The organism is Pseudomonas sp. P5_A12 (assembly GCF_056400685.1).
The window spans coordinates 1-16,472 of the sequence record NZ_JBFUKU010000114.1 but is presented as its reverse complement, the minus strand read 5'-3'; the positions used below and the strand labels follow the sequence as shown (position 1 = coordinate 16,472).

The window sequence follows — 16,472 nt, the reverse complement described above, 5'->3', positions numbered from 1 at the left end:
GATAAGGACAATGCACGCTTCCCCGCCGAACCTCAGGAAAACATCCTGTACTTCATCGAAAAACATGCCCCGCTGCTGGAACCTTGGCAACGGGAAATCGTGCGGATCGTGCGCAAGATTGCTCAATACTTTTATCCACAACGCCAGACCCAGGTGATGAACGAAGGCTGGGCCACGTTCTGGCACTACACGTTGATGAACGATCTGTACGACGAAGGCCTGGTCACCGACGGGTTCATGATGGAGTTCCTGACCTCCCACACCAGCGTGGTCTTTCAGCCGGGCTTTGACAGCCCTTACTACAGCGGAATCAACCCTTACACCCTTGGGTTTGCCATGTACCGGGACATTCGGYGCATGTGCGAAGAACCCACCGATGAAGATCGCCACTGGTTTCCGGAAATCGCCGGCACGGACTGGCTGTCGGCCATCAAGTTCGCCATGAGTAGCTTCAAGGATGAGAGCTTCATCCTGCAGTACCTGTCACCGAAAGTGATCCGTGACCTGAAGTTGTTCAGCATTCTCGATGACGACCAGAAGGACGACCTGCTGGTGCCAGCGATCCACGATGAAGATGGCTATCGCATCATCCGTGAAACCCTCGCGGCGCAGTACAACCTGGGCAATCGCGAGCCTAACGTGCAGATTTATAGCATCGACCGGCGTGGCGACCGCTCTCTGACCCTGCGGCACCAGCAACATGATCGCAAGCCGCTGGGCGAGTCCACCGAGGAAGTACTCAAGCACCTGCACCGTCTGTGGGGCTTCGATATTCACCTGGAAACCCTGCAAGGGGATCAGCTGATGAAAACCCATCACGTCCCCCCCAGAAATGAGCACAGCGAAGGAGATTACGGGCGACTGGACTTGGCCGTCATTCATCTTTGAGCGAGCCAGAACCTCCGAAAGTTCGACGCAACGGTTATTCTGTCGAGCTAACGGAGGTTTTTTATGCAGATTTATAAAGTCGGCGGTGCGGTACGTGATCGCCTGCTGGGCAAACCTGTTACTGATATCGACTGGGTGGTGGTGGGTGCCACGACTGAAGAAATGCTCGCCAAGGGATTTCGCCCGGTGGGAGCGGACTTCCCGGTATTTCTTCACCCAAAAAGCGGTGAGGAATACGCCCTTGCTCGCACCGAACGCAAAAGCGGACGCGGTTATGGCGGCTTCACCTTTTACGCCAGTCCCGAGGTCACCCTCGAAGAAGACCTGATCCGCCGCGACCTGACGATCAACGCCATGGCCGAAGACGATCAGCAGAACCTGACCGATCCTTACCATGGCCAGCGCGATCTTGAAGCTCGCCTGCTCCGCCACGTTTCCCCCGCGTTTGCCGAAGATCCACTCCGTGTCCTGCGCGTTGCCCGCTTTGCTGCGCGCTATGCAGCGCTAGGCTTTACCGTTGCGCCAGAGACTCTGGAGTTGATGCGCCAGCTCAGCGAATCCGGCGAATTGGAAGCCTTGACCGCTGAACGCAGCTGGAAAGAAATCTCTCGTGCCCTGTTGGAAGATCAGCCGCAAGTATTCATTGAAGTGTTGCGCGCATGCGGTGCACTCAACGCGCTGATGCCTGAAGTCGACGCGTTATTTGGCGTTCCTCAGCCGCAAGCTCACCACCCGGAAATCGACACCGGACTGCATACCTTGAGCGTGCTGGAACAATCGGCGCTGCACAAACAACCACTGACTGTGCGCTGGGCGTGCCTGCTGCACGACCTGGGCAAAGGGCTGACGCCAGAAGAAGAGTGGCCCCGCCATATTGCTCACGAGCACACAGGCCTGAAGCTGATCAAAGCGGTCAATGAACGCTTCAAGGCGCCGAAGGATTGTCAGGAACTGGCGTTGCTGGTCGGTCAATATCACACCCATGGCCATCGTGCCTTGGAGCTGAAACCTTCGACCTTGCTGGAGTTGTTACAAAGTTTCGACGTATACCGCCGTCCGCAGCGCTTTGAGGAGTTCATTGCCGCGTGCGAGATGGATGCCCGCGGGCGCAAAGGGCTGGAGCAGAGAAGTTATCCACAAGCGGATTATTTGCGCGGGGCGGCGACAGCAGCGCGGAGCGTGGCGGTTCAGCCTTTGCTGGAGAAGGGATTCAAGGGGCCGGAACTGGGTGAGGCGATCAAGCGTGAACGGCTTAAAGCACTGAAAGCCTACAAGGAAGCGGCGTCCGCCTGAAAAGCATCGCGGGCAAGCCCGCTCCCACAAGAGCTACATCGCACCTGTGGGAGCGGGCTTGCCCGCGATGGCGCCAATCAAGTCACAACAAATTTGAAGAAGTCAGCTGCTCACCGCGCCATTCAAAAGCCACCGGCGCCAACACCTGATCAATCTGCGTTTCACTCCACAAGGTCGCAAAGCTCTTTCCTGCACCTGGATGCACACGGTCCGGCGCTATCAGCGATAACGGCCACAACACAAAGGCATTCTTCAGAATCTCGGCTCGTGGCAGGATCAACCCATCGAAATTACCCACCAGATCGCCAAACAACAGGACGTCGATATCCAGCGGTAGACCCTTGCGGTCCGGCGCATAACGACCATTGTCCGCCTCGATGAATTTCAATCGACGGTCCAGCTCCATCAGCGGCAGATCGGTGTACGCCGACACCACGAAATTGAAAAACGGCCCGCTCTTGATGCCCACTGGCTGACTTTCGAACACAGCAGAACAGCGGATATCCACCAGAAACGCCGCCAAAGCCTCCAGACCCGCCTGCAAATGGGTTTCACGCTCGATATTGCTACCGAGCCCGAGGTACACCTGAGTCAGCGACATCCGCGCTCGATCTCCACGCCCACACCACCCGTGGCAGCCGGGACGGCGCCAGGCTTGGTCAGCTTGAGACGCACCCATGTGATCTTGAATTCGCTCATCAGCACTTCGACCAGACGCTCGGCAAAGGTCTCGACCAATTGATACTGCGCCTGCTCCGCAAACGCCTGGATTCGCGATGAAACACTGGCGTAATCGAGCGCCAGGGTCAGGTCATCACCGGCTGCCGCCGGGCGATTGTCCCAGGCGAAGCTCAGATCAAGACGCAGGCATTGCCGGATGCCTCGCTCCCAGTCGTAGGCACCAATCACGGTGTCGACTTCCAGGCCCTCGATAAACACTCTGTCCAAGCACTCTTCTCCACTGCACGACAAGGGCGCAATGCGCCGTTAGAATCAGGGCGTCCTCACCCGGAATAGTTAGCATGTTTTGGTTATTGGCGATCCTCGCCTACCTGCTTGGCTCTCTGTCCTTCGCCATATTGCTCAGCCGCCTGACCGGGAATCCCGATCCGCGAATGAGTGGCTCGGGCAATGCCGGTGCCACYAACATGTTGCGCCTGGCCGGCAAGAAACTCGCCACCCTGACCTTGGTCGGCGACCTCTGCAAAGGCTTGCTGCCCGTGCTGATCGCCGGCATTGCGGGCCTTTCCCTACAAGATCAGGCCTGGATCGGCATCTGCGCCGTCATCGGCCATCTGTTTCCAGTGTACTTCCGTTTTCGCGGAGGCAAAGGTGTCGCCACCGCTGCCGGCATGTTGCTCGGGCTTTACCCGCCCGCCGCGCTGCTGGCGGTCTGTGCCTGGCTGCTGACGTTCTACCTGACCCGCACCAGCTCGCTTGCCGCACTCATCGCCACACCGCTGACCCTGCCGCTGCTTGCCTGGCAGGAACCGACGGCCTTGCTGCCCATGAGCGTACTCACGGGGCTGATTGTCTGGCGTCATCGCGGCAATCTACGCGACCTGTTTGCCGGGCGCGAACGGCATTTTTAAATGCCGGACGTGAGCGCAGCTCATTACAGCGCCGACAATTGCTCCATCGGCCAACGCGCCTGCACGCTGATTGCCAGGCTTTCATGCTGACCGGCCTGCAAGCGCTGGCACCCGGCAAACGCAATCATCGCGCCATTGTCGGTGCAGAACTCCGGGCGGGCGTAGAACACATCGCCCTTCAAGTCGCCGAGCATTTTCTCCAGCGAGGTGCGCAGCGCTTTGTTGGCGCTGACGCCCCCAGCAATCACCAGACGCTTCATGCCCGCTTGCTTGAGGGCTCGCTTGCACTTGATGGTCAAAGTCTCCACCACGGCCTGCTGGAACGCCAGAGAGATGTCGCAACGGGCTTGCTCGCTGTCGTCCCCGGCGCTGACGCTCTGCTGCCAGGTGTTCAAAGCGAAGGTTTTCAAGCCACTGAAGCTGAACGCCAGCCCCGGGCGGTCGCACATCGGACGCGGAAACGTGAATCGTCCCGCCACACCTTGCTCGGCCAGGCGCGCAATTTCCGGGCCGCCCGGATAATTGAGCCCCATCATTTTCGCGGTCTTGTCAAAAGCTTCACCGGCAGCATCGTCCAGGGTCTCGCCCAAAAGCGTGTACTGACCGATTCCGTCGACCTGAACCAGCTGCGTATGACCACCGGACACCAACAAAGCGACGAACGGAAATTCTGGCGGTTGCGTCTCCAGCATCGGTGCCAACAAGTGGCCTTCCATGTGGTGCACGCCCAAGGCCGGAATACCCCAGGCAAAGGCCAGCGCCTGGGCGCATGAAGCCCCCACCAGCAACGCACCGACCAGGCCAGGACCCGCGGTATAGGCGATGGCGTCGATCTCGGTCGGCACACAGTCAGCTTCGGCCAACACCTGACGAATCAAGGGCAGCATCCGTTTTACGTGGTCGCGCGAGGCCAGCTCCGGCACCACGCCACCATAGGCACGGTGCAGGTCGATCTGACTGAACAGTGCGTCGGCCAACAGCCCGCGCTCACTGTCATATAATGCGACACCAGTTTCATCGCAGGAGGTTTCTAATCCCAGTACTAGCATGGGTTTGCGCCTTGTTTAGGCTGAATTCGAAGGCGCGCATAATAGTCGTCGCGTGATGCCCCGACCAGCGGTTTTCGATCAGAGGCTTTGCATTCCGAGCGATGAGGAGTTAACATCCGCAACCCTTAAAAACCGACGTCTTCAAGTGCTCTTTTGCCGCGAGGATGTTGACCCCGGTAATGAATGAAGGTAGCTCTGGATGCCAGCCGTCAAAGTAAAAGAGAACGAACCCTTCGACGTAGCTCTGCGTCGTTTCAAGCGCTCCTGCGAAAAAGCCGGTGTACTGGCTGAAGTTCGTAGCCGCGAATTTTACGAGAAGCCAACTTCTGAGCGTAAGCGCAAAGCAGCAGCCGCTGTTAAGCGTCACGCGAAGAAAGTTCAGCGCGAACAGCGCCGCGCCGTTCGTCTGTACTAATACACAGACGATCGTAGCAAGCTTCTGCCAAGCCCGGCCCTCAGCCGGGCTAATGGCATTTGCGTAAAACGCTTGATGCTTCACTGTCGACGCCGCAGACGCGACCGAGACAAATCTGCTTTACAGCGTCAGACCTGGCTCTTTTGCCAGCGGTGCACGTCTTTTCTGACGAGCCTTCCAAGGCTACTGACGAGCACACCCACTGATTCCTCTCACGACGATCAGCCCAAGGCACCTGCTTGCGTGCCCGCTTATTGAGCTATCCGAGGCCAACGACTGGCCGCAGCGGATTCAGCGCAACACTTTCAGACCGTCGATTACTGATTGGTATTAACCTCAGTGGATTTTCGGCAGATACACTTCCCGATAGCGATTACGCAGACGACACCGGTCGAGCCGCACATTTTGCGCGCCTCAAACAACGACCCGCGTTCGGCCGCCCTTCGTTTTGGGTCCATTTCAGCGCAGATGACGAGAACGCCATGGCCGGGCTAATTCCCCAGAGCTTCATTGACGACCTTCTGAACCGCACCGACATCGTCGATGTGGTCAGCTCGCGCCTGCAAATGAAAAAAGCCGGCAAGAACTACACCGCCTGCTGCCCGTTCCATAAAGAAAAAACCCCGTCTTTCAGCGTCAGCCCCGACAAACAGTTCTATTACTGCTTCGGTTGCGGTGCTGGCGGCAATGCCCTCGGCTTCATGATGGACCACGACAACCTGGATTTCGTCCAGGCTGTCGAAGAACTGGCCAAAGCCGCCGGCATGGAAATCCCCCGCGAAGAAAGCGGCCGGCCGCACAAACCGCGGCAACCGACCGATTCGCCGCTGTATCCACTGCTCACCGCCGCCGCCGACTTTTACCGTCAGGCACTGAAAAGCCATCCATCGCGTAAAGCGGCTGTGGACTACTTGAAAGGTCGCGGACTGACCGGCGAGATTGCCCGCGACTTCGGCCTCGGCTTTGCTCCGCCGGGCTGGGACAATCTGTTCAAACATTTGAGCAGTGACACCCTGCAACAAAAAGCCATGGTCGATGCCGGCCTGCTGATCGAGAACGCCGAAACCGGCAAACGCTATGACCGCTTCCGCGATCGCGTGATGTTCCCGATTCGCGATAGCCGTGGGCGCATCATCGCCTTCGGCGGCCGGGTACTGGGCGACGACAAGCCGAAATACCTGAACTCACCGGAAACCCCGGTCTTCCATAAAGGCCAAGAACTCTACGGCCTTTATGAAGCACGCAAAAACAACCGCAACCTCGACGAAATCATCGTTGTCGAAGGCTATATGGACGTCATCGCCCTCGCCCAGCAAGGCCTGCGCAATGCCGTGGCGACCTTGGGCACCGCCACTAGCGAAGAGCACTTGAAGCGACTGTTTCGTGTCGTGCCCAACGTGCTGTTCTGTTTCGATGGCGACCAGGCAGGCCGCAACGCCGCCTGGCGAGCATTRGAAGCGACGCTGCCCTGCCTGCAAGACGGCCGGCGCGCACGCTTTTTGTTCCTGCCGGAAGGCGAAGACCCGGATACGCTGGTCCGCTCCGAAGGCACGGATGCTTTCCGTGCGCGGATCAACCAGCACGCCCAGCCTTTGGCGGATTATTTTTTCCAGCAGTTGACCGAAGAGTCGGATCCGCGCTCGCTCGAAGGCAAGGCCCACATGGCCACTCTCGCCGCGCCGCTGATCGACAAAGTTCCGGGCGCAAACCTGCGTATCCTGATGCGCCAGCGCCTGACCGAAATCACCGGCCTTAGCGGTGAAGCAGTCAGCCAACTGGTGCAAAGCGCTCCCCAGGACGCGCCACCGGCTTACGATCCAGGCATCGATTACGACGCCATGCCCGATTACAGCGACTACCATCAGCCGCAGTCACAAGAGATGTATGCGCCGCAGCAGGAATGGACGCCGAAGAAACCTGGCGCTGGCGGCAAGAAGTGGGACAAGAAGCCGTGGGACAAGAATGGCAAGCGCGGCGGTGATCGTGATCAACCGAGCGCCCCACGCACACCGATTGCCGTAGAAGCGCCCACGCTGATTGCACTGCGCACCCTTATTCATCACCCAGACCTGGCTGGCCGGGTAGAAACCGCCAACCATTTTGCCAATGAGAGCAATACCTACGCGCAACTGCTCGTGGCCCTGATCGAGGCCGTGCAAAAAAATCCTAAGCTAAACTCAATTCAGCTGATGGCGCGCTGGCATGGGACCGAACAGGGGCGCTTGCTCAAGGCATTGGCAGAAAAGGAATGGCTGATTGCAGGCGACAACCTTGAACAACAGTTTTTAGACACCATTACTAGGTTATCGGCAGCTCAACACACGGATAGCCTGGAAGTACTTATCAGGAAAGCCAGACAGCCGGGATTGACCCCGGAGGAAGCAAATGAGATCGCAAATCAGATGCGCGACCTATTAAAACGCAATATGGCTGTATCAAACCCGACCTCAACTGGCGCGTGAGGTCATAGCTCAGGTATAATCCTCGGCTTGTTTTTTGCCCGCCAAGACCTTCAGTGGATAGGGTGTTATGTCCGGAAAAGCGCAACAGCAGTCTCGTATCAAAGAGTTGATCACACTTGGTCGTGAGCAGGGTTACCTGACTTACGCGGAGGTCAACGACCACCTGCCGGAGGATATTTCAGATCCGGAACAGGTGGAAGACATCATCCGCATGATCAACGACATGGGGATCAACGTATTCGAGGTTGCGCCAGATAAGGATTCCCTTATGCTGGCCGACGCCGATACCGACGAAGCCGCGGCCGAAGAGGCAGCAGCCGCGTTGGCAGCGGTCGAGACCGACATTGGTCGCACCACCGACCCAGTGCGCATGTACATGCGCGAAATGGGTACGGTAGAGCTCCTCACACGTGAAGGCGAAATCGAAATCGCCAAACGTATTGAAGAGGGCATCCGCGAAGTGATGGGCGCAATTGCGCACTTCCCTGGCACGGTTGATCATATTCTCTCCGAGTACACTCGCGTCACCACCGAAGGTGGCCGCCTGTCCGACGTCCTGAGCGGTTATATCGACCCGGACGACGGCATTGCGCCGCCTGCTGCAGAAGTGCCACCGCCGATCGATCCGAAAGCCGCGCCAGCTGCCGACGACACCGACGACGATGACGCCGAAGCAACGGATGACGAAGAAGAAGCCGAAAGCGGCCCGGATCCGATCATCGCGGCACAGCGTTTTGGCGCTGTCTCCGATCAGATGGAAATCACCCGCAAGGCGCTGAAAAAGCACGGTCGTGGCAATAAGCTGGCAATCGCCGAGCTGTTGGCCCTGGCTGAGCTGTTCATGCCGATCAAACTGGTTCCGAAGCAATTCGAAGGCCTGGTCGAGCGTGTTCGCAGTGCCCTGGATCGCCTGCGTCAACAAGAGCGCGCGATCATGCAACTTTGCGTTCGTGATGCCCGCATGCCGCGTGCCGACTTCCTGCGTCAGTTCCCGGGCAACGAAGTTGACGAAAGCTGGACCGATGCACTGGCCAAAGGCAAAAGCAAATACGCCGAAGCCATTGGTCGCCTGCAGCCGGACATCATTCGTTGCCAGCAGAAGCTGACCGCACTGCAAACCGAAACCGGTTTGACGATCGCCGAGATCAAGGACATCAACCGTCGCATGTCGATCGGTGAGGCCAAGGCCCGCCGCGCGAAGAAAGAGATGGTCGAAGCGAACTTGCGTCTGGTGATCTCCATCGCCAAGAAGTACACCAACCGTGGCCTGCAATTCCTCGATCTGATCCAGGAAGGCAACATCGGTTTGATGAAAGCGGTAGACAAGTTCGAATACCGCCGCGGCTACAAATTCTCGACTTATGCCACCTGGTGGATCCGTCAGGCGATCACTCGCTCGATCGCCGACCAGGCCCGCACCATCCGTATTCCGGTGCACATGATCGAGACGATCAACAAGCTCAACCGTATTTCCCGGCAGATGTTGCAGGAAATGGGTCGCGAACCGACCCCGGAAGAGCTGGGCGAACGCATGGAAATGCCTGAGGACAAGATCCGCAAGGTATTGAAGATCGCTAAAGAGCCGATCTCCATGGAAACCCCGATCGGTGATGACGAAGACTCCCATCTGGGTGACTTCATCGAAGACTCGACCATGCAGTCGCCAATCGATGTTGCCACCGTTGAGAGCCTTAAAGAAGCGACTCGCGAAGTACTGTCAGGCCTCACTGCCCGTGAAGCCAAGGTTCTGCGCATGCGCTTCGGTATCGACATGAATACCGACCACACCCTTGAGGAGGTTGGTAAGCAGTTCGACGTGACCCGTGAACGGATTCGTCAGATCGAAGCCAAGGCACTGCGCAAGCTGCGCCACCCGACGAGAAGCGAGCATTTGCGCTCCTTCCTCGACGAGTAACAACAGAACCCCCGGCCCAGGCCGGGGGTTTTGCTTTATGCAGATTAAATCCCCCGCACATCCCCCCTGCCGCTTAGCCCGTCTACACTCGAACCATTCCCCGAGCCATAACGAGACCGTTATGCCCAGACTGCCGTCCGTGTTTTTTTTGCTGTCGCTGATGACCTGGACCGCAACGGCTGGCGCGCTGACTCTGACCGATGACGAACGTAGCTGGCTGGCCGCACACCCGGATTTACACCTGGGTGTGGACGCCGCTTGGCCACCATTTGAGTTCCGCGACGAACAGGGCCGATATCAGGGCCTGGTGGAGGACTACGTCAATGAGATCCGTCATCGGCTGGACATCAAGCTAACACCCGTCGAGCCGGGCAGCTGGACCGCTCTGCTGGAACAGGCCAAGCAACGCAAACTGGACGTTATACCGGGCATCATGTCGACCCCGGAGCGCCAGTCGTTCCTGTCGTTTACTCGGCCCTATCTCGACTTTCCGATTGTCATCCTGGCCCACGTCGGAGGCGCCCAACCGCACAAAATCGAAGAGCTGTACGGGCTGAAAATCGCCGTAGTGAAAAACTATGCGCCCCATGAGCTGTTGCGTGCCCACCACCCGGATCTGAGTCTGGTGCCGATGCCCAATGTGAGCTCTGCCTTACAAGCGCTCGCCACCGACGAAGTGGACGCCGTGGTGGGTGATCTCGCTTCCAGCGTCTGGAACCTTCGCCAGCTCAAGCTCGCAGGGCTGTATGTCAGTGGCGAAACCCCCTATCGCTTTCAACTGGCAATGGCCACGCCTCCCGACAACAAGGTGCTGGTCAGCATTCTGGACAAAGCACTGGCGGACATGAGCCCGAGTGAAATCAGCGCCATTGAGCAACGCTGGGTGGGTAACGTCCTGGATCAGCGAAGCTTCTGGTCGGATGTGCTGATTTATGGCCTGCCAGGGTTGCTGTTTCTGATGGGAATGCTGGCCGTGGTGATCCGGATCAACCGTCGACTGAGCTCTGAAATTGCGCGTCGGGTCGACCTTGAACAGGAACTGCGCAGCAGCGAATACCACTATCGCGGGCTGGTCGAGAGTCTGTCGGCCATCGCCTGGGAAGCGCGGATAAGCGATTACACCTACAGCTACGTGTCGCCGCACGCCGAAGACCTGCTGGGCTATCCCCTGTCTTATTGGCTGATTCCGGGGTTCTGGCGCAACATCATCCACCCTGCGGACCTGACACGTGCCCAATCCTACTGTGATCGCGAAGTGCTGGCTGGGCGCGATCACAGTGTCGATTACCGAGTCATCACTGCCGATGGCCGCTGCCTGTGGGTACGCGACATCGTCAGCCTGATCGAACACGGTCATGAGCCGGTGTTGCGTGGGCTGATGATCGACATCAGTGACGCCAAACGTACTGAAGAGGCACTGAGCCTCTCCGAACAAAAATTCGCCTCGGTCTTCCAGCAAAACCCGGACATCCTGGTGATCGCGCGCCTGTCCGACGGTTGCCTGCTGGAAGTGAACAAAGCGTTCGAAGAGCAAATCGGCCTCAAGTCCGAAGAAGTCATCGGCCAGACCGCCACTGACCTGAATATCTGGGGCATCCCCGGCGTTGGGCCGGGGCTGCTGCAAAGACTGCAGGCCGGCAGCATCCGCAACCTGGAGATGCCCTTTCGTCGCAGCAACGGCCAGGTGTTTACCGGCCTGATTTCCGCCGAGCCTTTTGATCTCGATACGACCCCAGCCCTCGTGGTGGTAGTGCGCGATATCAGCCAGCTCAAAGAAACCCAGCAACAACTGCAAACCTCCGAAGAGAAATTCGCCAAGGCGTTCCACGCCTCCCCTGACGGTTTGTTGTTGTCGCGGCAGAGCGACGGGTTGCTGCTGGAGGTTAATGAAGGTTTCAGCCGCATTACCGGCTTCAACAGCGCGATGTCCATTGATCGATCCACCCTGGACCTGGGTATATGGGTCAACCTCAACGAGCGCAAACAGATGCTCGACCTGCTGCACAGGGACGGCTTCGTCCGCGATTTCAGTTGCCACATTCGCCGTAGCGACGGACAGATCCGTCTCTGCGAAGTGTCGAGTCGCCCATTGCCGATCGGCGATGAAGACTGCATGTTGACCATTGCCCGAGACATCACCGAGCGGCACCTGATGCAGGAGAAGCTGCAACAGGCCGCCACCGTGTTCGAAAGCACGGCTGAGGGAGTGCTGATCACAGATACCCAGCAGCACATCAGTGCGGTCAACCGCGCGTTTACCGAAATTACCGGCTACAGCGAGAGCGAAGCATTGGGCCATACCCCTCGCCTGCTCGCTTCGGGCCTTCACGACAGCGCGTTTTACGCGGCCATGTGGCACCAACTGACGGCCGAAGGTCATTGGCAAGGCGAGATCTCCAACCGCCGCAAGAATGGCGAGCTCTACCCGAGCTGGCTGACCATCAGCGCGGTACGTAACAGGGACAAGTTCATCACCCACTTCGTGGCCGTGTTCGCGGACATTTCCAGCCTCAAATACGCCCAGGCCAAACTCGACTACCAGGCGCACCACGACCCACTGACCGGCCTGCCAAACCGCACACTGTTTGAGAGTCGACTGCTGACCGCCCTCAACACCCAACAGGAAAATGGTGGCCAGGGTGCCGTGCTGTTCCTCGACCTGGACCGCTTCAAACACATCAATGACAGCCTCGGCCATCCGGTCGGCGACCTGCTGCTCAAAGGCATCGCCGTGCGCCTCAAAGAGCAATTGCGCGATATCGACACCGTTGCGCGCTTGGGCGGTGACGAATTCATCATCCTGCTACCAGGCCTGCAACAGAATAGCGATGCCGACAATATCGCGACCAAGCTGCTCAATTGTTTCGCCGAGCCGTTCCAGGCGGGTGATCACGAGTTTTTTATCAGCRCCAGTATCGGCACCAGCCTGTACCCCAAGGATGGCTGCGACGTCGCCACATTGGTCAAAAACGCCGACGCCGCGATGTACTGCTCCAAGGCCAAGGGGCGCAACCGGATTGAACGCTACACCCGTGACCTCACTGCACAGGCCAACGAACGCGTGGCGCTGGAACATGAATTGCGGCGCGCCATCGAGCGCAACGAGCTGACGCTGCACTACCAACCGAAAATCAGCCTTGATGACCATCGACTGGTCGGTGCCGAAGCACTGATTCGTTGGCATCACCCCACCTTCGGCACAGTGCCGCCGGAACACTTCATTCCCTTGGCCGAAGAAAACGGCATGATTCTGCAGATCGGTGACTGGGTACTTGAGACCGCCTGCCGCCAGATGCACGAATGGAATCAGGTATATGAATGCCTCGGCCCGCTCTCGGTCAACCTCGCTGGCGCCCAACTGCGCCAACCAAACCTGCTGGGGCGGATCGAGCAACTGCTCAAGGACAGCCATCTTCAGCCCGGATTTTTGCAACTGGAAATTACCGAAAATTTCATCATGAGCCAGGCTGAGGAAGCGCTGACGGTGCTGCATCAACTCAAACAGTTGGGTGTACAGTTAGCCATCGATGACTTCGGTACCGGCTACTCGTCCTTGAGCTACCTCAAGCGACTACCACTGGATATTCTCAAGATCGATCAATCGTTTATCCGCGGCCTGCCTGACGATCCGCATGATGCGGCCATTGTTCGAGCAATCATCGCGTTGGGCCGCAGCATGCAATTCACCGTCATCGCCGAAGGTGTTGAGACTCTGGCCCAACAGGAATTCCTCGCCGCCGAAGGCTGCGGGCAGATCCAGGGTTACATCGTGAGCCAGCCTCTTCCCGCCGACGAATTTGCCGCGATGTTTCTTCGAATGGCCGTATCGAATTTTTCGGATAGCACAGCAGAGAAACCATCGCTATAATCCGCGGCCTACTGAGGGCCTATAGCTCAGTTGGTTAGAGCAGAGGACTCATAATCCTTTGGTCCACGGTTCAAGTCCGTGTGGGCCCACCATCTATCCCAAGGGTTTCAGCCTTTCTGGTCTTCCCAGAAAGGCTGGCGACACCCCGCTTGACACCCCGAATGGGGTTTTCAACGCCAAAAAAATACCCCCGGCGGAAGCAAGACCGAGGGTATCGAAAAGCCCGCTGCCTGAATCACGAAAGAGGTAAACGCGACCCTGCCGCGAGCTTTTGCAGCCTCACGCACGCGAGACGTTAGCGTGAGGGTAACTGGGCGTTGATCGCTTCGATGCGTTTGTGGTCGGCGGCGATCCGGGCGAGAGCCGCGGCCCGGCCGTTCAATGCCGCCGTGTCGCTTGCCTTGTATTGCCCCGGCGCATCCATCGGATCAAACTCATCTTCAGCCTTCGGCAACCGGCGCTGCACAAGCCCTTCGACCGCGGCCAGAATCGCCTTCACCCGTTCTTCAATCGACTGTTTCATGCTACCCCCTTCAGCTTCAGCGCCTTCGGCGGCAGACGTGTGAGTTCGGCGCGAGTGAGTGTGGAACCCCCGGGGGCCTTCAGAATGACTTCAACCGGGTATCCTCCCCCTACCCACTCAGCTAGGCCGACGATCTTGTTGTGCAGCTTGACCCGAACGTCGATGGTCGCCGCGTAGGCGCAGTGAGCGGCGTAAAAATCATCTCCAGCCTTGAGGAAGGCTTCGGCGGCCGATGCCTCGGCCTTGCAGGCTTCGTCGTACTGGGCAGCGGTCAGTTTCTTGACGGCTTCTTTGACCTCCAGTTGGGCGTCGTGGAGCTGGTCGTTTAGATCGTCGATCCGCGCCATGTAGGCCGCGGCGGTGACTTCAGACTCGGCCAGTGATTCTTGAGCCGAGTTGAGTGCTTTTCTCGCTTGCAGCCAATCACTCGAATCACCGAGGCTCGTGCCCGCGGCAATCGCGGCCGCGCCGGCCGCGGCCCCCTGCGCTTTGAGTGATTCGACCTTCTCCAGAAGGCGGACGTGATCATTGGCCTTGTCGCGGGCCTCGGCTAGCTGCGCTTCGAGGTCAGCCACCTTGCCGGCCGCGGCGTCGTATTGCTTTTGCTCTTTCATGCTTAAAACTCCTGGTCCAAGGCGGCGTCGATGGCCTGTTGGCGTGAGTGACCGAGGCGGATGAGCCGCGCGGCCTCGTCGAAAATGCGTTGCTGGAGGGCGGTCAGCTTCGGTGGGCCGCGCCGTTTCTCAAGTGCCCGCAGGCGGACGATCTTCATGGTTGCTGCTCCTCAAGCGCGGTGAGGCGCTTTTCAAACTCGGAGACTTCAGTGATGCGGGCGATCTGGGCGAGTGATGCGATCAGTGAGGCGCCAATATCCGGGGGCAGCTTGCTCCCGCTGACGGCCCTGAGGATGGCCCAGCTTGCCGCGGTGAGGTCTTGTCCCTTGGGCAGCGGGAAGGTCACCATGGCCGCGGCCGGCTTGAGGTCCGGGGTCGACTTATTGAGGATGGCTTTGGCGGCTTGAACGTCGCCGGCTCGGGCCATTGCCTCCAAGACGTCGAGCATGTCGGCGCCCATCCCAGCCGCGCGCTGGCGGATGAGGTCGGGGGCTGGCTTGTTCTTAGCGGCGGCCATTCTTCTTATCCGCGAGCAGCTTGACCGATAGTTCTATCAGCGCGACTCGGGCCGCGATGTCGCCGGCTTCGGCCAGCTCGCGGAGTGCCTCGATGTGGCGGCGTACGTCTGCCTTCGATGGCTTTGTGTTCTTCGATCCTGTTATGCGCCCGGTCATGGCGTGATTCCTTGATTCGCGCAGACTCGCGTTGATTCAAGTATTTGCAAGGGTTGGGGTGCAGTCGACAGTTTTCTCTTGTGCTGCAAACCGAGGGGGCGCGCCTCGCTGCGGGCTATCGGCCGCGACTGACAATCGAAGGTGTCCCTTTTGCACTTTTTCGTCTTCTTCTGCGATGATTGAAATGGATGCCGCACTCAATAAAAAAGGACAGTCACGTGTTTGGATTTCTCAAGCGTAAGCAAAGCCCCGAGCTGCCAGTAGTAAAGGCTGAGCAAACAGGTCGTGACGTAATTTCTGATCCAAGTAAGCTTGCTGACTGGGTTGAACAGTACTTTCTCAAGTCTAGGAAATGGCAGGACGACCTTGAACTGCTCCCGGATGAAGATGAGCAGATAGCTCTTAATATCTCGTTTGACGAAAGGGAACGCATGGCGAAAGAGCACTCGGTGCTCCGCATCGTCGGCGTGCTCATGTTCATGCGCCAGGTAGAAAGCGAGCCTTTTTGTGAGAAGTTACTGAGTTATTTCGCAAGCAATCTTGCGCTTGCCATCGAGGAACCAAGGTCACCGATTGGCGAGGCTTTGACAGACTACTTACGCGCATGTTTGACGGGTGAAGACGCAAAGGTGGCCTCGATTTACATGCAACGAGTTCACGATAGCAATCCCAACTACTTGCGCATGAAGCTAAGCGGTATCGGCGATCTAGGTCCATCGTTTATCGCGGATGCCTACGATATATTCGGGGACGCCTATTACCAGCTCCGAACTGGACACACTTTCGCCGAAGTAAAGAAAATGATAGCTGCGGCGGAGGAGCAGAAAAAGGCTGCGGATGACTAGACTGACTGCACGATTGCAGTCACTACAAGTTAGGCGGCGCTTCCTTCGACGTAGCTAAACATTCTGAGGTTTGTGCCGCTTTCGCAGCATGGTAGCTAACCGCGCGCCTTCAGAAACTGCTTGGCTCTGGTTTTTCGCGCGTCTATATGGTCTTGAAGCGTCTTGGCTGCACGCTTTGCTTTGAAGTCGCCCAACTTGGACACAACCTTCCTAAAAGCAGCGTCGACAACGGGTATTTTTTTTATTTGCTCGGGGCTAAATATTGGAGTGATTCCCGTTGGGTCTCCAATGAACATCACGATTTGGGTTTCTCGGACTGAGACGGTTCTGAAAC

The 16,472-nt window shown here is 58.1% G+C and carries 17 protein-coding genes and 1 tRNA gene; 9 read left to right on the top strand and 9 right to left on the bottom strand.

The window, feature by feature from the left end; translation table 11 throughout:
• Both AC1DSG_RS16555 and AC1DSG_RS16550 read left to right on the top strand, forming a co-directional pair.
• Positions 1-888, top strand: an 888-nt coding sequence (locus AC1DSG_RS16555; protein WP_477791850.1) for a SpoVR family protein, incomplete at its 5' end; no start/stop codon positions are given.
• Positions 889-951: 63 nt separating this feature from the next.
• Positions 952-2,181: a multifunctional CCA addition/repair protein gene (locus AC1DSG_RS16550; RefSeq protein ID WP_477791849.1), complete on the top strand. Its 1,230-nt coding sequence runs from the start codon at positions 952-954 to the stop codon at positions 2,179-2,181.
• An 82-nt stretch (positions 2,182-2,263) separates the two neighbouring features.
• Here AC1DSG_RS16550 and folK read toward each other — a convergent pair whose 3' ends face one another.
• Positions 2,264-2,782 carry a 2-amino-4-hydroxy-6-hydroxymethyldihydropteridine diphosphokinase gene (gene folK, locus AC1DSG_RS16545; protein ID WP_477791848.1) on the bottom strand — a complete coding sequence of 173 codons (519 nt, stop codon included), beginning with the start codon at positions 2,780-2,782 and terminating at the stop codon, positions 2,264-2,266.
• Entirely contained in the window at positions 2,773-3,129 is a 357-nt protein-coding gene (gene folB / locus AC1DSG_RS16540) for a dihydroneopterin aldolase (RefSeq protein ID WP_007980224.1), read from the bottom strand. The genes folK and folB overlap by 10 nt, the downstream gene beginning before the upstream one ends.
• 74 nt (positions 3,130-3,203) lie before the next feature.
• Between folB and plsY the strand changes: the two genes are divergently transcribed.
• Complete coding sequence (plsY, locus tag AC1DSG_RS16535) at positions 3,204-3,773, top strand: glycerol-3-phosphate 1-O-acyltransferase PlsY (RefSeq protein WP_477791847.1); 570 nt, start codon at positions 3,204-3,206, stop codon at positions 3,771-3,773.
• A gap of 23 nt (positions 3,774-3,796) precedes the next feature.
• On the opposite strand, the gene tsaD is transcribed toward plsY, so the two are convergent.
• Positions 3,797-4,822: a tRNA (adenosine(37)-N6)-threonylcarbamoyltransferase complex transferase subunit TsaD gene (gene tsaD / locus AC1DSG_RS16530; RefSeq protein ID WP_150780503.1), complete on the bottom strand. Its 1,026-nt coding sequence runs from the start codon at positions 4,820-4,822 to the stop codon at positions 3,797-3,799.
• A 199-nt stretch (positions 4,823-5,021) separates the two neighbouring features.
• On the opposite strand from tsaD, the gene rpsU reads away from it, so the two are divergent.
• The 5 genes from rpsU to AC1DSG_RS16505 all read left to right on the top strand — a co-directional run bounded on the left by rpsU (position 5,022) and on the right by AC1DSG_RS16505 (position 13,574).
• Positions 5,022-5,237, top strand: coding sequence for a 30S ribosomal protein S21 (rpsU, locus tag AC1DSG_RS16525; protein ID WP_002551877.1), 216 nt, complete (start codon positions 5,022-5,024; stop codon positions 5,235-5,237).
• 482 nt (positions 5,238-5,719) lie between these two features.
• Positions 5,720-7,699, top strand: a complete 1,980-nt coding sequence (dnaG, locus tag AC1DSG_RS16520) for a DNA primase (RefSeq protein ID WP_477791846.1) — start codon at positions 5,720-5,722, stop codon at positions 7,697-7,699.
• A gap of 67 nt (positions 7,700-7,766) precedes the next feature.
• The gene (gene rpoD, locus AC1DSG_RS16515; protein WP_477791845.1) at positions 7,767-9,614 is read left to right on the top strand and encodes an RNA polymerase sigma factor RpoD; all 1,848 of its coding nucleotides are present in this window, start codon (positions 7,767-7,769) and stop codon (positions 9,612-9,614) included.
• Between the two features lie 121 nt (positions 9,615-9,735).
• Positions 9,736-13,482 carry a bifunctional diguanylate cyclase/phosphodiesterase gene (locus AC1DSG_RS16510; RefSeq protein ID WP_477791844.1) on the top strand — a complete coding sequence of 1,249 codons (3,747 nt, stop codon included), beginning with the start codon at positions 9,736-9,738 and terminating at the stop codon, positions 13,480-13,482.
• A 15-nt stretch (positions 13,483-13,497) separates the two neighbouring features.
• Positions 13,498-13,574: transfer RNA gene (locus tag AC1DSG_RS16505), tRNA-Ile, on the top strand.
• A gap of 203 nt (positions 13,575-13,777) precedes the next feature.
• Here the strand turns inward: AC1DSG_RS16505 and AC1DSG_RS16500 are convergent.
• The 5 genes from AC1DSG_RS16500 to AC1DSG_RS16480 are packed head-to-tail and all read right to left on the bottom strand — an operon-like array spanning position 13,778 to position 15,293.
• Entirely contained in the window at positions 13,778-14,005 is a 228-nt protein-coding gene (locus tag AC1DSG_RS16500; RefSeq protein WP_477791843.1) for a hypothetical protein, read from the bottom strand.
• The gene (locus AC1DSG_RS16495; protein WP_477791842.1) at positions 14,002-14,619 is read right to left on the bottom strand and encodes a hypothetical protein; all 618 of its coding nucleotides are present in this window, start codon (positions 14,617-14,619) and stop codon (positions 14,002-14,004) included. The genes AC1DSG_RS16500 and AC1DSG_RS16495 overlap by 4 nt, the downstream gene beginning before the upstream one ends.
• Before the next feature lie 2 nt (positions 14,620-14,621).
• Positions 14,622-14,777, bottom strand: a complete 156-nt coding sequence (locus AC1DSG_RS16490) for a hypothetical protein (RefSeq protein WP_218423731.1) — start codon at positions 14,775-14,777, stop codon at positions 14,622-14,624.
• Positions 14,774-15,136, bottom strand: coding sequence for a hypothetical protein (locus tag AC1DSG_RS16485; protein ID WP_477791841.1), 363 nt, complete (start codon positions 15,134-15,136; stop codon positions 14,774-14,776). Before AC1DSG_RS16485 ends, AC1DSG_RS16490 begins: the two co-directional genes overlap by 4 nt.
• The gene (locus AC1DSG_RS16480; protein ID WP_477791840.1) at positions 15,123-15,293 is read right to left on the bottom strand and encodes a hypothetical protein; all 171 of its coding nucleotides are present in this window, start codon (positions 15,291-15,293) and stop codon (positions 15,123-15,125) included. Before AC1DSG_RS16480 ends, AC1DSG_RS16485 begins: the two co-directional genes overlap by 14 nt.
• A gap of 218 nt (positions 15,294-15,511) precedes the next feature.
• Here AC1DSG_RS16480 and AC1DSG_RS16475 point away from each other — a divergent pair, with 218 nt between their 5' ends.
• Positions 15,512-16,138: a hypothetical protein gene (locus AC1DSG_RS16475; RefSeq protein WP_477791839.1), complete on the top strand. Its 627-nt coding sequence runs from the start codon at positions 15,512-15,514 to the stop codon at positions 16,136-16,138.
• Positions 16,139-16,233: 95 nt separating this feature from the next.
• Here AC1DSG_RS16475 and AC1DSG_RS16470 read toward each other — a convergent pair.
• Positions 16,234-16,472 (bottom strand): hypothetical protein (locus tag AC1DSG_RS16470; protein WP_477791838.1); only part of this gene is annotated, 239 nt, incomplete at its 5' end.

Bases quoted from the DNA above. Each gene is read 5' to 3' on its own strand.
- AC1DSG_RS16500 (WP_477791843.1), bottom strand. From the start codon at position 14,005: ATGAAACAGTCGATTGAAGAACGGGTGAAGGCGATTCTGGCCGCGGTC.
- AC1DSG_RS16490 (WP_218423731.1), bottom strand. From the start codon at position 14,777: ATGAAGATCGTCCGCCTGCGGGCACTTGAGAAACGGCGCGGCCCACCG.
- tsaD (WP_150780503.1), bottom strand. From the start codon at position 4,822: ATGCTAGTACTGGGATTAGAAACCTCCTGCGATGAAACTGGTGTCGCA.
- AC1DSG_RS16485 (WP_477791841.1), bottom strand. From the start codon at position 15,136: ATGGCCGCCGCTAAGAACAAGCCAGCCCCCGACCTCATCCGCCAGCGC.
- folK (WP_477791848.1), bottom strand. From the start codon at position 2,782: ATGTCGCTGACTCAGGTGTACCTCGGGCTCGGTAGCAATATCGAGCGT.
- AC1DSG_RS16550 (WP_477791849.1), top strand. From the start codon at position 952: ATGCAGATTTATAAAGTCGGCGGTGCGGTACGTGATCGCCTGCTGGGC.
- AC1DSG_RS16495 (WP_477791842.1), bottom strand. From the start codon at position 14,619: ATGAAAGAGCAAAAGCAATACGACGCCGCGGCCGGCAAGGTGGCTGAC.
- rpoD (WP_477791845.1), top strand. From the start codon at position 7,767: ATGTCCGGAAAAGCGCAACAGCAGTCTCGTATCAAAGAGTTGATCACA.
- AC1DSG_RS16480 (WP_477791840.1), bottom strand. From the start codon at position 15,293: ATGACCGGGCGCATAACAGGATCGAAGAACACAAAGCCATCGAAGGCA.
- rpsU (WP_002551877.1), top strand. From the start codon at position 5,022: ATGCCAGCCGTCAAAGTAAAAGAGAACGAACCCTTCGACGTAGCTCTG.